Source organism: Aliirhizobium smilacinae, assembly GCF_006335145.1.
GTDB classification, from domain to species: Bacteria; Pseudomonadota; Alphaproteobacteria; order Rhizobiales; family Rhizobiaceae; genus Neorhizobium; species Neorhizobium smilacinae.
The window spans coordinates 729,683-748,201 of record NZ_VDMN01000002.1 but is presented as its reverse complement, the minus strand read 5'-3'; the positions used below and the strand labels follow the sequence as shown (position 1 = coordinate 748,201).

Annotated in this window: 13 protein-coding genes; 9 read left to right on the top strand and 4 right to left on the bottom strand. The window is 60.0% G+C overall.

The features are described from left to right. Positions 1–9 precede the first annotated feature (9 nt). Positions 10–996 (bottom strand): BMP family protein, encoded by a 987-nt coding sequence (locus FHP24_RS14185; RefSeq protein ID WP_139676831.1) that lies wholly within the window; start codon positions 994–996, stop codon positions 10–12. A gap of 575 nt (positions 997–1,571) precedes the next feature. On the opposite strand from FHP24_RS14185, the gene proV reads away from it, so the two are divergent. The 4 genes from proV to FHP24_RS14165 all read left to right on the top strand — a co-directional run bounded on the left by proV (position 1,572) and on the right by FHP24_RS14165 (position 5,028). Further along, the gene (proV, locus tag FHP24_RS14180) at positions 1,572–2,804 is read left to right on the top strand and encodes a glycine betaine/L-proline ABC transporter ATP-binding protein ProV (protein WP_139676830.1); all 1,233 of its coding nucleotides are present in this window, start codon (positions 1,572–1,574) and stop codon (positions 2,802–2,804) included. 43 nt (positions 2,805–2,847) lie between these two features. Further along, positions 2,848–3,729, top strand: a complete 882-nt coding sequence (locus FHP24_RS14175) for an ABC transporter permease (RefSeq protein ID WP_139676829.1) — start codon at positions 2,848–2,850, stop codon at positions 3,727–3,729. 168 nt (positions 3,730–3,897) lie between these two features. After that, positions 3,898–4,704, top strand: a complete 807-nt coding sequence (locus FHP24_RS14170) for a glycine betaine ABC transporter substrate-binding protein (protein ID WP_180356009.1) — start codon at positions 3,898–3,900, stop codon at positions 4,702–4,704. 66 nt (positions 4,705–4,770) lie between these two features. Continuing rightward, the gene (locus tag FHP24_RS14165) at positions 4,771–5,028 is read left to right on the top strand and encodes a helix-turn-helix domain-containing protein (protein ID WP_139676827.1); all 258 of its coding nucleotides are present in this window, start codon (positions 4,771–4,773) and stop codon (positions 5,026–5,028) included. Positions 5,029–5,134: 106 nt separating this feature from the next. Here the strand turns inward: FHP24_RS14165 and FHP24_RS14160 are convergent, their stop codons facing one another. The 3 genes from FHP24_RS14160 to FHP24_RS14150 form a co-directional block, all read right to left on the bottom strand. Then, positions 5,135–5,761: a TetR family transcriptional regulator gene (locus FHP24_RS14160; protein WP_139676826.1), complete on the bottom strand. Its 627-nt coding sequence runs from the start codon at positions 5,759–5,761 to the stop codon at positions 5,135–5,137. Between the two features lie 93 nt (positions 5,762–5,854). After that, positions 5,855–9,001: an efflux RND transporter permease subunit gene (locus tag FHP24_RS14155; protein ID WP_139676825.1), complete on the bottom strand. Its 3,147-nt coding sequence runs from the start codon at positions 8,999–9,001 to the stop codon at positions 5,855–5,857. 12 nt (positions 9,002–9,013) lie between these two features. After that, positions 9,014–10,210, bottom strand: a complete 1,197-nt coding sequence (locus FHP24_RS14150) for an efflux RND transporter periplasmic adaptor subunit (protein WP_139676824.1) — start codon at positions 10,208–10,210, stop codon at positions 9,014–9,016. Positions 10,211–10,701: 491 nt separating this feature from the next. Between FHP24_RS14150 and FHP24_RS14145 the strand changes: the two genes are divergently transcribed. From FHP24_RS14145 to rbbA, 5 genes are all read left to right on the top strand, one after another. Next, a complete protein-coding gene (locus FHP24_RS14145; RefSeq protein ID WP_139676823.1) occupies positions 10,702–11,913 on the top strand; it encodes an efflux RND transporter periplasmic adaptor subunit in 1,212 nt (403 codons plus the stop codon). A gap of 13 nt (positions 11,914–11,926) precedes the next feature. Then, positions 11,927–13,876: a MacB family efflux pump subunit gene (locus tag FHP24_RS14140; protein ID WP_139676822.1), complete on the top strand. Its 1,950-nt coding sequence runs from the start codon at positions 11,927–11,929 to the stop codon at positions 13,874–13,876. 49 nt (positions 13,877–13,925) lie between these two features. Next, positions 13,926–14,552 (top strand): TetR/AcrR family transcriptional regulator, encoded by a 627-nt coding sequence (locus FHP24_RS14135; RefSeq protein WP_139676821.1) that lies wholly within the window; start codon positions 13,926–13,928, stop codon positions 14,550–14,552. Positions 14,553–14,660: 108 nt separating this feature from the next. Then, positions 14,661–15,731 carry an HlyD family secretion protein gene (locus FHP24_RS14130; RefSeq protein ID WP_139676820.1) on the top strand — a complete coding sequence of 357 codons (1,071 nt, stop codon included), beginning with the start codon at positions 14,661–14,663 and terminating at the stop codon, positions 15,729–15,731. 10 nt (positions 15,732–15,741) lie between these two features. Beyond that, positions 15,742–18,519, top strand: coding sequence for a ribosome-associated ATPase/putative transporter RbbA (rbbA, locus tag FHP24_RS14125; protein ID WP_139676819.1), 2,778 nt, complete (start codon positions 15,742–15,744; stop codon positions 18,517–18,519).

Genomic DNA, 18,519 nt, shown 5'->3' with positions numbered 1-18,519 from the left:
CTGTTGCGCTTACTTCGGTTCGTTCATGTTGCGCGGCACTTCGAACGTGCCGGCCTTGATTTCAGCGCGCTTGGCTTCCATTGCGGATTCCGCATCGGCCGACGCAACGCCCTTCTTGTAGACGATATCGCTGCCGCCCTCTTTCAGAAGACCATAGGCCGTGTAATCCTTGCCGACCGGCTTGCCGGCCGCAACGTCGGCGATCGCCGCATTGAGGATCGGGCGGAAACCCCAAAGCGCGTTGGCGAATACGGTGTCCGGGTAGCGCGGCGTATAGTCGATCAGCGAACCGACGGCCTTAATGCCACGTTCCTTGGCGGCATCGGCCGTGCCGATGCGTTCACCGAACAGGATGTCAGCGCCGGCATCGATCTGGGCAAGACCTGCCTCGCGGGCCTTCGGCGGGTCGAAGAAGGTACCGATGAAGGAAACGAGCAGCTTGGCATCCGGGTTGACGGCCTTGACGCCTTCACCGAACGCGTTGATCAGCATGTTGACTTCCGGGATCGGCATGGCGCCGACGGCACCGACCGTGTTGCTCTTGGTCATCTTGCCGGCCAGCATGCCGGCGAGATAGGCGCCGTCATGGTTCCAGGTGCCGAACACGCCGAAATTGTCACCGGCCTGCTTGCCGCTCGAGCCGAGAACGAAGGCTGTCTCCGGATATTCGCCGGCCACTTCGCGGGCTTCGCTTTCAACCGCATAAGCTTCGCCGATGATCAGCTTGTTGCCCTGTTCGGCATATTCGCGCATGGCGCGGCCGTAATCGGTGCCGGAAACGCCTTCGGAGAAGACATATTCGATCACGCCTTCCTTGGCCGCCTGCTGAAGCGCTGCATGCAGCACCGAGTTCCAGGCATTTTCGACCGGAGAACCGTGGATACCGGCAACCTTGAGCGGCGCAGCCGCGCGTGCAGCCGGAATGAAGGCGCTGGCGCCGACTGCTGCGGCGGATGCGATCAACGTGCGGCGAGACAGTTTGAAGTCGTATGTCATGGACGAAATCCCCTCATTATCATTGGGTCAATTCTGTAGGCAGCGCTCAAAAGAGTGTCAAGCGAATGGCACGCCTACAAAATAAGCATGGGCTCATTTTCGTGGGCGTCACGGTACCCCCTTAGTCGCGTCGATCATCCTTGGCCATGCGACCAAGAGGGTGCCAAGCACAAGTTCACGGCTTCGTGAACTCGAAATTCAGAGCGCTCATTTTCGCGCCAAACCCCCTGCGATCTATGAAGATAGAGGCAAAGCAAAGCGGGTGCTTTGCCGCGCGATGCTAATACAATTGTGTTTTTTTATGGACATATCGGCTGCCCCTACCTACCTTTTGAGCTGTACTCGGCCGGTCGAACGTATTCCTTCGTGGAGATCTCGATTGGTCCGATCCACATGTTTCTCGCAGCCTTCCTGATGCATCGAGAGATTTGGCTGCAGACCCGATCCGCGGCGGCGATACTTTTTCGCCGCCTTTTAGTGTTTTGATATCCTTCAACGCCGACCAGTTCGGATGTTGTTCTTGAGGACGTCACAAAAGGAGAATGCCGGCGCTATCGAGCGCGGCCCAAGATTGAATGGCTTTTGCAACTGAAAATGACGCGTCGGCTCAGCCGGCTTCGACCAAGATCAGTCTAAACAACGTATACAAGATATTCGGCGAACGGCCCGACAAGGCCCTGGATATGGTCCGCGCCGGAAAAACGAAATCGGAAATTCACGCCCAGACCGGCTGTTCGGTCGGCGTCAACAACGCCAGCTTCGAAATCAAGGCCGGCGAAATCTTCGTCATCATGGGCCTTTCGGGCTCCGGCAAATCCACTCTTCTTCGCCTTCTCAACCGTCTGATCGAACCGACCGCAGGCTCGATCGAAATCGACGGTCGCGACATTACCAAAATATCACGCCGCGAACTTATCGAAGTCCGCCGCCGCGACATCAGCATGGTGTTCCAGTCCTTTGCGCTTCTGCCCAATCGCACGGTGCTCAACAACGCCGCCTTCGGTCTCGAAGTCGCCGGCATCAGTGAGGCTGAACGCAAGGCAAAAGCACTCGCGGCACTCAGCGCCGTCGGTCTGGACGGATATGCCGACAGCATGCCCGATCAGCTGTCCGGCGGCATGAAACAGCGCGTCGGACTTGCCCGTGCGCTTGCCAGCGAACCGACCATTCTTCTGATGGACGAAGCGTTCTCCGCTCTCGACCCGCTGATCCGCACCGAGATGCAGGATGAACTTGTTCGTCTTCAGGCGGAGCAAAGCCGCACGATCGTTTTCGTCAGCCATGATCTCGACGAGGCGATGCGCATCGGCGACCGCATCTGCATCATGCAGAACGGCAATGTAATCCAGGTCGGCACACCCGATGAAATCGTCATGAGCCCGGCAAATGACTACGTCCGGTCTTTCTTCCGCAATGTCGATGTTTCTCAGGTCTTCAAGGCCGGCGACGTTGCACGCAAGACCCAGATTACCATCATCGAACGCCAGGGCACGACCGCTGCGGCGGCATTGGAGCGGATGAAGCATTTCGACCGCGAATACGCCATCATCCTCGGCCGCGACAAGACTTATCACGGCATGGTCAGCCAGACCTCGCTTCTGGAGAAGATGCGGGCCAAGGCGGCCGATCCCTATCGCGGCGCCTTCCTGTCGGAGATCGAGCCGATCCCGGCCGACGAGCCTTTGTCGAACGTGCTTGGCAAGGTCGCCGCCAGCCCATGGCCCGTGCCCGTTGTTGACGACAGCAAGCGCTATCTCGGCTCCATCAGCAAATCGATGCTGCTCGAAACGCTCGACCGCGCCAGCTGATCTCCAGCTCTCCCTATAACCGGCCAACCACCGGAGACAGATTATGAACTTCGATATCGGTAACGGCGTCGACGCCGCCGTCAATTACGTTTTGGACAATTTTTCCCCTGTCCTCGATGCCATCGCCGCCGTAATCGGCTTCGTGACCGGCAACATTCAGAATGCGCTCGTCGCCATTCCGATGCCGGTCGGCATCGCCATCTTCGTCGCGCTCTCGCTGTGGCGCGTCAGTTTCAGCTTCGGCGTACTTACCGGCGCAGCACTCTGGCTCGTCCACCAGATGGGACTTTGGGGTGCCATGATGGAGACGCTGTCGCTGGTCATTGCCTCGACCTTGATGGCAATCCTCATCGGCCTGCCGCTTGGCATTGCCATGGCCCGCAAGGATACCGTTGCAGCGATCGTGCGGCCGATCCTCGACCTGATGCAGACCATGCCGGCCTTCGTCTATCTCATCCCAGCCGCCATGTTCTTCGGCCTCGGCGCAGTGCCCGGTGCGATCGCAACGGTGATCTTCGCGATGCCGCCGGTGGTGCGCTTGACCAATCTCGGCATTCGCCAAGTGCATGCCGAATTCATCGAAGCCGGCAATGCCTTCGGCTGCACCTCGAGGCAGCTGCTGTTCAAGGTGCAACTGCCCAACGCCATGCCCTCGATCATGGCCGGCATCAACCAGACGATCATGCTGTCGCTGTCGATGGTGGTGATCGCCTCGATGATCGGCGCCGGCGGCATCGGCAACACGGTTCTGACCGGCATCCAGCGTCTTGACGTAGGCACCGGTTTCGAAGGCGGCCTCGCCGTCGTGATCCTGGCGGTCATCCTCGATCGTCTCACCCAATCCCTCGGAAAGCCCCGCGCCGCATTCTGGTCCGTGTTTTTCAAGAAGACCGAGCGCGAGGAGATGGCGACGGCAACCGCCTGAGCCTTTCCTACGCCGAACCATGCGGGTGCTGAACCCGCGATCACAAACCTCCCGTAAGGAGAACACATGCTGAAAACTTTCTCGATCGCCGGCCTTACACGCCGTGCCACCCTTGGTGCCACGCTTGGCCTCGCGGCCGCACTCGTTGCCGGTTCGGCCCTGCCGACGATGGCGCAGGATGCCAAGCCGGTGAAGATCGGCTGGTCCGCCTGGTCCGACGCCGAATTCGTCACCAAGCTCGCCGCCAAGCTGATTACCGATGAACTCGGCGGCAAGGTCGAGCTAGTGCAGACGGACGTGGCTCCGCTCTACCAGGGCGTCAGCCGCGGTGATGTCGACGTGATGATGATGAACTGGCTGCCGGCAACGCATGCCGACTATTTCGACAAGGTGAAGAATCGCGTCGAGACGCTCGGCACCGTTTATGATGGCGCCAAGCTCGGCTGGATCGTTCCGGACTACATTCCGGAAAGCGAGATCGCCTCGATCGAAGACCTCAAGAAGCCGGAAGTGCAGGAAAAGCTCTCGGGCACCATCCAGGGTATCGATCCGGGTGCCGGCCTGACGCGTCTTTCGGAGAAGGCCGTGAAGGATTACGCTCTTGACGGCTACAAGCTGCAGATTTCCAGTGAAGCCGGCATGTTGACGACCGTTGATCGCGCGGAGCGGAGTGAAAAGTGGTTCGTCGCCACCTCCTGGAGCCCGCACTGGATGTTCGGCAAGCACAAGCTGCGCTACCTTGCTGACCCGAAGAACTCGCTCGGCGAAGCCGAACATGTGAACATTCTCGCGACCAAGGGCTTTGGGGAAGAGAACCCGAAAGTGGCCGGCTTCCTTTCGCGCATGAAGCTGCCGATTGATGATCTCGAGGCTGCGATGTTCAATGCGCAGGAAACATCCTACGATGCGGCGATCGAAAAATACATCAAGGACCACCCGGACCAGGTCAAGACCTGGGTCGGTGACAAGGGTTAATCTCTGAAACGAAAGTGGCCGCTTTTATCCAAAGCGGCCACCTTGCCTACAAAGGGAGACACCTTGATGAGCAATCGAAAACTCGAACCTGTCTACGGTATCGACGATACCCTGGGCGGGCGGATATCTCTCGCCCGCGATGCTCGCGACATATCCGTTGAAGAAGCCGCGCAGATCCTCGGCGTCGAGCCCGGCACATGGTCGGCCTGGGAAAACGACCGTGACGAGCCGCGCTCCAATCGTCTCGACATGATGGCCGGCGTGCTGCAGGTCAGCGTCGCCTGGTTGCTGAATGGCCAGGGAGCCGGCCCGAACTGGCGGTAATGCCATCCTCATGCCGCCTCGCCCGCCCCATCAGCGCCCGAGGACAAAGAACCGTCCCTCTCCGGCGCCGCGGCCAGCGTGATCAGGTTTCCGTCCCGCGACGATACTATGACGGATCGGGCAGCTTGCGAAAACTGGCGAGCAATCGCCTGATCCTGTCAGCCCCATCTTCGGCCAGATCGAATTTCTGACCGAACAGAAGCCAGTCCCAGCACATCCCCTTCATAAGCCACTTGAAAGCCTTGCTGGCAGATTGCGGCGTCCACGTTTCCGCTAGACCTCCGTTGCCTTGGGCTCTGGTGAGAATGGTCTCCATGTGCAGGGTGTGTTCCTGATCGAGCTTCTCAAGCTCAATCATGACAGGCTGAAATTCCTCGGTAAAATTGGTCCTGAGCAGAATAGAAAGAAGGCGCTGGCGGTGCCGGTCCGAAGCCAGTTCCTTCAACCAGTCACAAGCCATTTTCTCGATTGTCTGGAACGCATCACCGTCATCGGTCTCGATACCATCGACATCCGCCATATTGACCCGCGGAAGCTGGGCGGCGTTGTAGAGTTCGAGGAAAAGGTCGCTCTTGCTGGCAAAGTGCCAGTAGATCGCCCCGCGGGTTACGCCAGCGGTTGCGGCAATCTCATCGAGCGCACTGTTGGCGACACCCTTTTCGAAAAAAAGCTGCTCAGCCGCGCAAAGGATAGAGCACCGCGTCTCGGCAGCCTCGGCCTTGGTCCGTCTCATCCCTCCTCCTTTCCATCACGCCCGAGCACTCCACGCTCTCGGGCTAAGCTGGCGGTCGTCCCCGGAACCCCTTGGGGCCCCGGGGACGACAATTCAATGCTCCGACGAGCCGTTCTTGGCTTCGTATTTGCCGCCCATCGGCTCGGCTCGGGTCTTTTTGCTGAACAATCTCATGACGAACATGAAGAAGGCCGGCACGAAGAAGATCGCGAGAATGGTGGCTGAAATCATGCCACCGAGAACACCGGTGCCGATGGCGTTCTGGCTGGCCGCGCTGGCACCCGTTGCAATCGCCATCGGCACGACGCCGAGGGTGAACGCCATGGACGTCATCAGGATCGGGCGGAAGCGGAGATGGGCAGCTTCCACGGTCGCCTCGTAGGTGGTCTTTCCTTCGGCGCGCAGGTCCTTGGCAAACTCGATGATCAGGATGGCGTTCTTTGCCGAAAGACCGACGATCGCAATCAGGCCTACGAGGAAGTACACGTCGTTGGGCATGTCGCGTATCATCACTGCAGCCACGCAGCCTATGACACCGAGCGGCACGACAAGGATGACCGAGATCGGGATCGACCAGCTTTCGTAAAGCGCCGCCAGAAGCAGGAAGACGAACAGAATGCTGAGCGCGATCAGCGCCGGCGCCTGCGAACCCGACTGGATTTCCTGCAACGACTGTCCGGTCCATTCATAACCGAAACCATTGGGAAGCTGAGCCGCGAGACGCTGCATTTCCGCAATCGCATCACCGGACGAATAGCCCGGACCGGCCTGTCCGGCGATACGGATCGACGGATAACCGTTGTAACCGACCACCTGCGCCGGACCACGCATCCAATCGACCGTCGCGAAGGAGGACATCGGAACCATGCCACCGCTGGCATTTCGAACGTTCAGCTTCAGCAGATCGGCCGTCTGCATACGTTGATTGCCGTCTGCCTGCACCGTGACGCGCTGCATGCGCCCGGCATTCGGGAAGTCGTTGACATAGGTTGAGCCGAGATTGGCAGTGATGGTCGAGTTGATGTCGCTGAAGGTCACGCCGAACGTGTTGGCCTTCTCGCGATCGATCAGCAGGTTTACCTGCGCTGCATCCGGCATTCCTTCAATACGCAATCCAGCAAGGATCGGGCTCTTGCGTGCTTCGGCCATCAATTGGTCACGAGCGGCCGCCAATGCCGTCTGCCCCAGACCGGCGCGATCCTGCAGGCGGAACGTGAAGCCGGACGAGTTGCCGAGGCCCTGGATAGGCGGCGGCGACAGCGAGAATGCGATCGCATCGCGAATGCCGAAGATCTTGCCGTTGATACGCTGTGCGAGTGCTGCGGCCGAATCTTCCGGTCCGCGTTCGCTCCAGTCCTTCAGGGTGATGAAAGCGAGGCCGGCATTCTGACCCGAGCCCGAGAACGAGAAGCCGTTGATGGCAATGATGCGATCCACCGCTTTTTCCGCCATTGCGATCTTTTCGATCTGCGAGATGACTTCGATCGTACGGTCGGTACTGGCTTCCGCCGGCGCCTGGACGTCGACGATCAGGAAGCCTTGGTCTTCGTTCGGCAGGAACGAAGACGGCAGCTGGACGTAAGCCCATCCGAGACCGGCAACCAGTGCGAGATAGATGATCATGAAGCGGCCGGACCGCTTGATGATGCCACCGACCGTGCTGGAATAACCGTGCGATGCCTTGTTGAAACCGCGATTGAAGAGCCCGAAGAAACCCTTCTTCTCGTGATGCCCCTCTTTGATCGGCTTCAGGAACGAAGCGCAGAGCGCCGGTGTCAGCGACAGCGCGAGGAAGCCCGAAAACAGGATCGAGACGACCATGGTCAGCGAGAACTGCTGATAGATGATGCCGACCGCACCGGGGAAAAAGGCCATCGGAACGAACACGGCGGTCAGAACCAGCGTGATGCCGATGATGGCCCCGGAAATCTGGCCCATCGCCTTGCGGGTCGCGTCCTTCGGCGACAACTTCTCTTCCGCCATGATGCGTTCGACGTTCTCGACGACGACGATCGCATCATCGACAAGGATACCGATCGCAAGCACCATGGCAAACATGGTCAAGACGTTGATCGAGAAGCCGGATGCGTACATGACCGCACAGGTGCCGAGCAGCGCGACCGGGACGACCAGCGCCGGAATCACGGTGTAGCGGATGTTCTGCAGGAATACGAACATCACCACGAAGACGAGGATCATCGCCTCGATCAGCGTATGGATGACCTTCTCGATCGACACCGCCACAAACGGGCTCGTGTCGTAGGGAATTTCATACTTAACACCGGCCGGGAAATATTGGGCCAGTTCCTCCATGACTGCCTTGACGCCTTCAGACGTCGCAAGCGCATTGCCGGTCGGCGACAGCTGGACACCGATGGCGGCACTCGGCTGCCCGTTCAGGCGGCTGGAGAAATTGTAGCTTTCTCCGCCCACTTCAATACGCGCAACGTCGCGAAGTCGCACGGATGAACCGTCCGGATTGGCACGCAACACGATCGCACCGAACTGCTCCGGCGAAGTCAGCTGTCCTTCGACGTTGATCGTTGCGGAGATCTGCTGACCGATCGGGTTCGGCGTGGCTCCAATGCGTCCACCGGCAACCTGGGCGTTCTGAGCCGAGATGGCGCTGACGACATCCGAAGAAGTCAGGCTGAGGCCGACCATCTTGTCTGGATCCATCCAGATACGCATGGAACGCTGCGTCGCGAAAAGCTGGGCACTGCCGACGCCCTCGACGCGACGGATTTCGCCGATCACGTTGCGCTGCATATAGTCGCCGAGGCCGATCGCATCGGTATTGCCATCGGTCGATGTCAGCGACACAACCATCAGGAAGGACGTGCCGGCACGCTCGACGCGAACGCCCTGCGACGTCACCGTCTGGGGCAGCCTCGGTTCGGCACGGGCGATACGGTTCTGAACCTCGACCTGTGCCTCACCGATATTCGTACCGGGTGCGAAGGTGACGTTGATCGATATGCGACCTGACGATTCCGACGTGGATTCGAAATAGATGAGGCCGGGAACGCCGTTCAACTCGTCCTCGATCGGACGCGTGACGCTCTGATAGATATTTTCCGGTGACGCACCCGGATAGCTGGTGGAAATCGTGATCTGAGGCGGCGCAACGTTCGGATACTGCGCAACCGGCAGCATCGGAATGGCGAGCACACCGGCCAGCATGATGAAAATCGCCACGACCCAGGCAAAGATAGGCCGATCGATAAAGAAACTTGCCATACGATCGGATCCTTACTTTTGCGCTGCGGGTGCAGCTGGCGCAGCGCCGGCCGCCTGATCCGCTGCCGGCTTTTCCGGGCTCCACGGCTGCGGCTGGACGGTTGCGCCGGGAGCGGTCTTCTGGAAGCCATCAGCGATGACCTTGTCGCCTTCTTTCAGGCCCTGCGAGATCACCCAGCGATCACCCAGCGAACGACCGACGTTGACACGACGCTGCTCGACCTTGTTGCCCTCGCCGACGATAAGCACGCTTGCCTGGCCGCCTGGATCACGCTGGACCGCCTGCTGAGGCACGGCAAAGGCCTGCTTCTCGACACCCTGCTGGATCTGTACGCGCACATACATGCCCGGCAGCAGATCGCCGTCCGGATTGGGGAACTCGCCGCGCAATGTCACCTGCCCAGTGGTCTCGTCGACAGCGGCTTCGGAGAAAAGAAGGCGACCCGACTGAGGATAGGGCGTGCCATCATCGAGAAGCAACTTCACCTCGGCCTCGTTGTCTCCAGTCAGAAGCTTGCCGTCCTGCAGGGCCTTGCGCAAACGGATCAGATCCGCCGCAGGCTGGGTGAAGTCGGCATAGATCGGATCAAGCTGCTGAATGGTCGCAAGGTTCTCTGTGCTCGTGGTACTGACCAGCGCGCCTTCGGTGATCAGTGCGCGGCCGATCCGGCCGCTGATCGGTGCCGTTACATGCGAGTACTGGAAATTGAGGCGCGCTTGAGCAAGGCCGGCGTTTGCCACTGCGACATCGGCATCCGCCTGCGCAAGCACACCGATGGCATTGTCGAATTCCTGCTGCGAGCCGACATTGGAGCGGCGAAGCTGCTGCTGGCGGTCGGCGGTCTGACGTGCCTGCAGCTGTCCGGCCTTGGCCCGCGCCAGAGTTGCTTCGGCGCTATCGACCTGAACCTGGAAAGGCGCAGGATCGATGCGGTAAAGCACATCACCTTCGTTTACATGCGAACCCTGTTCGAACACCCGCTCGACGATTATACCGGAAACGCGGGGCCGAACTTCCGCCAGCCTGGTCGGTGCAATACGTCCCGGCAATTCGTTGATGATTGGGAGAGCTTCCGCAGAAATCGTGACGATCCCGACCGGCATTGGCGGCGGCGCTTGCTTGGCCTGCTCTTGCTGCTCCTGCTGGCAACCGGCCAGAAATGCGAGACCAGACAATAGTGCGAGAGCGCGCAGCGGCGTCTTTTGCATCGGAAAGCTCCAACTGAAAGGGGAGAAAATTTACATACAAACTAATACGTATATAAATTATGGCAAGTTGATTTCAAACATCATTGTGGTTGAGTGGCGGCATATCACTTCATGCCAGAATTGCTCAACCGGGAAGAGCTCTCGCCCCCTGCCGCAACATGCGTCGTTACCGCCCACGCGGATAAAGACAAATTTTAAAGTAAAAAAATTATATAAATTCAATTACTTAAAATAACTCCCGAGCCGACTAAGCGAAGCCTGTCAGGCTGATATCCAGTCGAACATGGTCGGCCATGTCCCAGCAACGATTATCTACCGATCTAACGTAGTTTTGATAATCAGCAGTTGCGAAGTTGAGCAGTCACGAACTGGGAGCAGACACAGACGATGCTCCTCGCGACTCTAAACATCATTTAATGTTCACCACGTTGACAGGCCACCGCTGACAAACAATATCGGTACTCATCGGTTTTAGAAAGATTGAGTATCTTATGCGTCTCAAGACGGTCCTGCCAATTCTGCTCATTGCACTTGTTATCATCGGCACCGCTGCGGCCTTTACGCTGTCGTCGTCAGCCTCCGGTCCGGCAACGATCACCACGCCGGTGACGCGCGGCAATGTGGAATCGACGGTGCTGGCCACAGGCACGCTGAAACCGTCCCGACTGGTCGCCGTCGGCTCGCAGGCCTCCGGCCGCATCACCTCGCTGAAGGTTGCGGTCGGGGACACAGTGAAGGCCGGTGATCTGATTGCCCTGATCGATTCCACTACGCAGGATAATGCCCTGAGAACATCAAAGGCGGCGCTCGCAAATGTTCAGGCACAACGCAACGAGCGCGTCGCCGAGCTGGAAAATGCCGAACTGACGTTGGCGCGCCAACAGGCCATCTATGAAAAACAGGCCGGTTCGCGCGCCGATCTGCAGTCGGCTGAAGCCGAAGTGAAAGTCGTCACCGCCCAGATCGAGGCACTTGACGCACAGATCACCGAGGCCGAAGTCGCGGTAGAGACGGCACAGGCGGATGTCGGCTACACCCGCATCAGCGCCCCGATGGATGGAACGGTTCTGGCAATCGTCAACCAGGAAGGCCGCACGGTCAACGCCACCCAGTCGGCGCCCACCATCGTCGCCCTCGGCGATCTGACCCGGATGACGGTGCGCGCCGAGATTTCCGAGGCCGATATCACCCGCGTCGAAGCCGGACAGAAGGTAAGATTCAATGTCATCGGCGACCGGGCCAAGTCATATGACGCTACCTTGACGGCAATCGAACCCGCTCCGGAATCGATCGTCGACGACAGCAGCGTCGCGACCTCCAGCACCGGCTCCTCATCTTCTTCGTCCTCAACCTCCTCCTCGGCCATCTATTACATCGGCGTCTTCGACATCCCCAATGACGATGGCCGTTTCCGCACATACATGTCCGCCGAGGTCAACATCATCCTCGGCTCGGCGACGGAAGTGCTCACGATCCCCTCCTCCGCCTTACCGGAAACCGCCGCGACCGGCGCCTCCCAAGTGCGCGTCGAAAAGGACGGCAGGATCGCGATGCGCAAGGTCGAGATCGGCCTCAACAACAAGATCGCCGCCGAAGTGAAATCCGGTCTCGAAGAGGGCGAACGGGTGGTGATCGGCGAAGCCTCCGCCACTACGGCCGCCACATCCAGCCGCCGCAGTCCGGGCGGCCCGCCGATGTTCTGACGGGAGCGAGACGATGACAGAACCCTTGATTTCGCTCGCCGGCCTGCGCCGTGACTATGCCTCCGGCGACGGCACGATCACCGTGCTGAAAGACGTCGACCTGACGATCGAGCGCGGCGAGATGGTCGCGATCATCGGCGCCTCCGGCTCCGGCAAGTCGACGCTGATGAACATTCTCGGCCTGCTCGACCGGCCGAGCGCCGGCACATACAAGATTTCCGGCCGCGAGACGTCCACCCTCGACAATGACGACCGTTCGGCGCTCAGACGCGAGCATTTCGGCTTCATCTTCCAGCGCTATCATCTGCTGGACGAGATATCGGCGCTCTCCAATGTCGAGATTCCCGCAGTTTATGCGGGCCGCGACCGAAGCCAGCGACGCGAAAGGGCGGCCGCCCTTCTCGGACGCCTCGGTATGGCGGATCGTACCGAACACCGTCCGGGCCACCTTTCCGGCGGCCAGCAGCAGCGTGTGTCGATCGCCCGCGCGCTGATGAACGATGCCGATGTAATTCTCGCCGACGAACCGACCGGCGCACTCGACAAGGCGAGCGGCGAGGAAGTGCTGCGTATCCTCGACGAGCTGCATGCCGAGGGCCGGACGATCATCATCGTCACCCATGATGCGACAGTGGCGGCACGGGCCGAGCGCATCATCGAAATCTCCGACGGCCGGATCATTTCCGACACGCGCTCGGCGGCGCACCAGCCGCAGGTCCATCAGCCGGAGCTCCGGCACGCGGCACCGGCAAACCGCGTCGGTGCGGGCCTTGATCGCTTTCGCGAAGCGTTTTTGATGGCCTGCAAGGCGCTGAAGGCGCATCGCATGCGCTCATTCCTCACCATGCTCGGCATCATCATCGGCATCGCCTCAGTCATCTCGGTCGTTGCACTCGGCACCGGCAGCCAGCAGAAGGTCTTGGCAAACATCAGCAGCCTCGGCACCAATACGTTGGAAGTGTTTCCCGGTACCGGTTTCGGCGACATGCGGTCCGGCAGGGTCAAGACACTGCTGGTGTCCGATGCCGACGCCTTGGCAAAACTCTCCTACGTCGCCGCCGCGACACCGACGGTTTCGACCAGCACCACCGCCCGTTTCGGCGCAATCGAGGCCAATGCCCTGGTCAACGGCGTCGGCAGCAAATATTTCGAAGTCAAAGGCTCCAAGCTCGTCGCCGGACGTTTCTTCGACGATGCCGGCGTGCAGGCCATGGAGCAGGATGCGGTCATCGACGAAAATACTGCCAAAACCCTGTTCGGCGGCGACACCACCCAGGCGATCGGCCAGGTTTTTCTGGCCGGCAGCGTCCCGTCGCGGGTGATCGGCGTGATTTCGTCGCAGCAGGGCGGTTTCGGCTCCAGCGACAATCTCTCCATCTACATGCCCTATACGAGCGTGCAGACCCGTTTCACCGGCGATCAATCTTTGCGCAGCATCACACTCAGGATCAGCGACGACGCCGACACAAGCGTCGCTGAACAGACGGTAACCACCTTCCTCACCGGCCGCCACGGCACCAAGGACTTCTTTGTCCTCAATACCGACGATATCCGCCAGACGATCACCAGCACGACCCAGACCATGACACTGCTAATCGGCGCAATCGCGGTCATCTCACTGATCGTCGGTGGCATCGGGGTAATGAACATCATGCTCGTTTCGGTATCGGAACGGGTGAGCGAGATCGGCGTGCGCATGGCCGTCGGCGCCAGACGGCAGGATATCCTGCAACAATTCCTGATCGAGGCGGTTCTCGTCTGCCTGATCGGCGGCGTGCTCGGGGTAGCACTTGCCCTTCTGTTCGGTTTCACATTCAGCCTGTTCGGTTCAAGCTTCAGTCTCGTGTTTACGGCGGCGCCGATTGTGCTGGCCGTTGTTTCCTCCTGTTTCATCGGCATTGCCTTTGGATATCTTCCTGCGCGCAACGCCTCGCGACTTGATCCGGTGGCAGCTCTTGCCTGATCGTGTGGGCCTGATACTGCCAGATAGCGGTTGAAGGAGAAATGACGCCATGTCCGAGATGAAGCGCTCAAGAGGGCGCCCGAAAACGCAGAGCGACGACGAGCGACGCAAGGCGATCGTCGACGAGGCGCGGCGCACCTTCGTCGAACTCGGTTACCGCGGTACCACGACCGATATCGTGGCGGCGCGATGTCATATCTCCAAGCAGACGATCTACCGGGTGTTCGAAAGCAAGGCGGATCTTTTCCTGGCGGTCGTCGGCTCGCATCGCCGAATGATGCTGGCCCTCCCCCGTCCGGAAGAAGAAGACAGGCCGATTGATGAGGCGCTACAAGATATCTTCATGATCGACATTGACGAGGCAGCCGAACGCGAGCGCGAAGCTTTCATCTTTTTCGTCATGCAGGAATCGGCGCAGGTGCCTGAACTCGGAGACATCCTGCGCCGCGAAGGTATGGAGCGATCACGCGGCTTCCTCGCCGAATGGCTCGACATCCAGGTGGCCCGAAAAAAAATTGCGATCGATGACACATTGAGCGGTGCCCGAATGCTGATGGATCTGTTGTTCGGCGGCCTCGTCGGACCGGCAAGCCGCGACTGGAAAAACCGGGAGGATCGCAACCGTCATCTGCGGCGCTGTATCGACGTTTTCGTACGGGGTGTTCAACCATCCTGACTGGTCGCCTTTCACCTTCGGCAAAAAGTTGCATTGACCATGGTCAATTCAACGTTTCGCGATAAGATTACTCTGACGCGAATGATTGCAATTGCTTAGGGGGTAGTGATGGCGAAGTCCGCAAGAAGATGGATCTGGGGCGTAATCGCCGTCGTTGTAATTGCTTGCGGATATTACGCCTGGACAGTCTTCCGCAGTGACGATCTGCCAATCGGCTTCACCTCCAGCAATGGCCGGATCGAGGCCGTCGAAATCGACATCTCCACCAAGACGGCGGGCCGCCTGAAGGAACTGCTGGTTCGCGAGGGCGATTTCGTCAAGGCCGGCCAGGTTCTGGCACAGATGGACACGGCCCAGCTGGAAGCCGGCAAACGTCAGGCGCAAGCGCAGCTACGCCGCGCCGAAATCTCCGTAGATACTGCCCACAGCCTCGTCGCCCAGCGGGAGGCCGAACGGAAATCCGCCCTTGCCGTCATCGAACAGCGCAAGGCACAGCTTGATTCGGCTCAGAAGACCAATGCCCGCTCGCGCCAACTGCTCGCCAACAACACCGTCTCGCAGCAGGTGGTCGATGACAGCGAGGCGGCCGAACAGGCAGCGCGTGCCACGCTCGCCTCCGCGGAAGCATCGCTTGCGGCATCGGACGCCGCGATAAACGCAGCCAAAGCTCAGGTTGTCGATGCTGAAGCGTCCGTCGATGCCGCGAAGGCCCAGATCGATAGCGTCGACACAGATATCGCCGACAGCACGCTGACCTCGCCGCGGGACGGCCGGGTCCAGTATCGCGTCGCACAGTCCGGCGAAGTACTGTCGGCCGGCGGCCGCGTGCTCAATCTTGTCGATCTCGGCGACGTCTACATGACTTTCTTCCTGCCGACGGCGCAAGCCGGCCAGACCTCGATCGGCTCCGACGTCCGCATCGTCCTCGACGCAGCGCCGCAATACACCATCCCCGCCAAGGTCTCTTTTGTCGCCGATGTTGCGCAGTTCACCCCGAAGACGGTCGAGACGGAGGAAGAGCGGCAAAAACTCACCTTCCGGGTCCGCGCGCAGATCCCGCAGGAACTGCTCCAGAAATACATCCAATACGTCAAGACGGGCCTGCCTGGCATGGCCTATGTCCGGCTCGATCCGCAGGCCACATGGCCCGAAAATCTTGAACGCAACCTCGTGAAGTGACGGCGCCGAGATGGACGCCGCCAAGACAGAAGTCTCGACCGAAAGCCCCAAGCCGGTAGTCCGGTTGCAGCAGGTATCGCTTGCCTACAAAAAGACGATCGCGCTCGACGGCGTTTCGCTAGACATCCCGTCCGGCTGCATGGTCGGCCTGATCGGGCCGGATGGTGTCGGCAAGTCGAGCCTGTTGTCGCTCGTCTCGGGTGCCCGCGCGATCCAGAAGGGCAAGGTCGAAGTGCTCGGCGGAGACATGTCCGATGCCCGCCATCGCGACACGACCTGCCCGAAGATCGCCTATATGCCGCAAGGGCTCGGCAAGAACCTCTATCCGACGCTGTCGGTCTTCGAGAATGTCGATTTTTTCGCCCGCCTGTTCGGCCAGGACAAGGCCGAGCGCGAGGCCCGCATCAAGGAACTGCTGGAAAGCACCGGCCTAGGCCCCTTCGCGGACCGACCGGCGGCCAAACTCTCCGGCGGCATGAAACAGAAACTCGGCCTCTGCTGCGCCCTGATCCACGATCCCGATCTTCTGATCCTCGACGAACCGACGACCGGCGTCGATCCCCTTTCCCGGCGGCAGTTCTGGGAGTTGATCGATACGATCCGCGCCGGCCGCCCAGGCATGAGCGTCATCGTCGCTACCGCCTATATGGAAGAGGCAGCCGGTTTCGACTGGCTGGTGGCGATGAATGCTGGCAAGGTACTCGATACCGGCACACCGGCCGAACTGCTATCACGTACAGGCACCGGCAATCTCGATGCCGCCTTCATCGCCCTCCTGCCAGAGGCAGAACGGCGCGGCCATGTGGATGTCGTCATCCCGCCGCGCGAGCATGGAGGGACGGAAGACTATGCCATCGAGGCGAGCCATCTCAGCATGCGTTTCGGCAGTTTCACCGCGGTCGACAATGTCAGCTTTAAAATTCCGCGCGGCGAAATATTCGGTTTCCTCGGCTCCAACGGCTGCGGCAAGTCGACAACGATGAAGATGCTGACCGGCCTCCTTGCCGCCAGCGAAGGCGAGGCAAAACTTTTTGGCCGCACGGTCGATGCGAGCGACATGGCGGTGCGCCGCCGCGTCGGCTACATGAGCCAGGCCTTTTCGCTCTACAGCGAACTGACTGTCCGCCAGAACCTCGATCTGCATGCCCGCCTGTTCAAGCTGCCGGAGGAAAAAATCCCGGCGCGGATCGACGAGATGGCCAGCCGCTTCGGCCTGGCCGACGTGATGGAAACGTTGCCCGACGGTCTGCCGCTCGGCATCCGCCAGCGCCTGTCGCTTGCGGTGGCGATGATCCACGCCCCCGACGTGCTGATCCTCGACGAACCGACCTCCGGCGTCGATCCCATCGCCCGCGACGCCTTCTGGCAGATCCTTGCCGACCTGTCGCGCAAGGACAATGTCACCATTTTCATCTCCACCCATTTCATGAACGAGGCGGAACGCTGTGACCGCATCTCGCTGATGCATGCCGGCAAGGTGCTGATCAGCGATACGCCAGCCGGGATCGCCAGGAGCAGAAATGCCGCGACGCTCGAAGACGCCTTCATCGCCTATCTAGAAGAAGCCTCCGGCATCGCGCCGTCTGAAAAGAAAGCTGAAACGGCCGTTCCGATCGCACCAGTCCTCCCGCACGACACCCATTCCCCGAAGAAACGCCGTTTTTTCGATTTCCGTCGTATGTTCAGTTACACAAGGCGCGAAACGCTCGAACTCCAGCGCGACCCGATCCGCGCCACGCTCGCCGTTCTCGGCAGTGTCATCCTCATGTTCGTCATCGGTTACGGCATCAACATGGATGTCGAGGACCTGACCTTCGCCGTGCTCGACCGCGACGACAGCACCATCAGCCGCGACTATGTGCTGGATATCGCCGGCTCCCGTTATTTCATCGAAAAGGAGCCGATCCGCGATTATGCCGATATGGACAAGCGGATGCGGGAGGGCGAGATCAGCCTTGCGATCGAGATACCGCCCGGCTTCGGCCGCAACGTGCTGCGCGGCGACACTGTCGAGATCGGCGCCTGGATCGACGGTGCTATGCCGCAACGGGCGGAAACCGTCAGCGGTTATGTCCAGGGCATGCACGCCAACTGGCTGAACCGCAAGGCAAACGAGGTTTATGGGTCGGCGGCCACGCAAGGGACGTTCTCCATCGAAACCCGCTTCCGTTACAATCCGGACGTCAAAAGCCTCGTTGCCATGGTGCCGGCGGTCATTCCGCTTCTGTTGATCCTCATCCCCGCCATGCTCTCAGCCCTCAGCGTCGTACGGGAGAAGGAACTGGGCTCGATCATCAATCTCTACGTCACGCCGGTGACACGGCTGGAATTCCTATTCGGCAAGCAGCTGCCTTACATCGTGCTCGGCATGCTGAATTTTCTTCTGCTGGTCGCCTTCGCCACGCTGATTTTTCGCGTGCCCTTCACCGGCAGTTTCATCACCTATGCGACGGCTGCCCTTCTCTACGTGATCATCGCCACCTCGATCGGCATATTGATGTCGACCTTCATGTCGAGCCAGATCGCCGCCATCTTCGGCACCGCGCTGCTGACGCTGATCCCGGCTACGCAATATTCCGGCATGACCGACCCGGTCTCGTCGCTGCAGGGGGCCGGTGCTTTCATCGGACAGATCTATCCGACCAGCTATTTCATGACGATATCGCGCGGCACATTCTCCAAGGCGCTGGATTTTGCCGGTCTTGCCGGATCCTTCGTACCCCTGCTGATCGCCATCCCGATATTGGCAGCGCTCGGCGCGGTGCTTCTCAAGAAGCAGGAGAGCTGA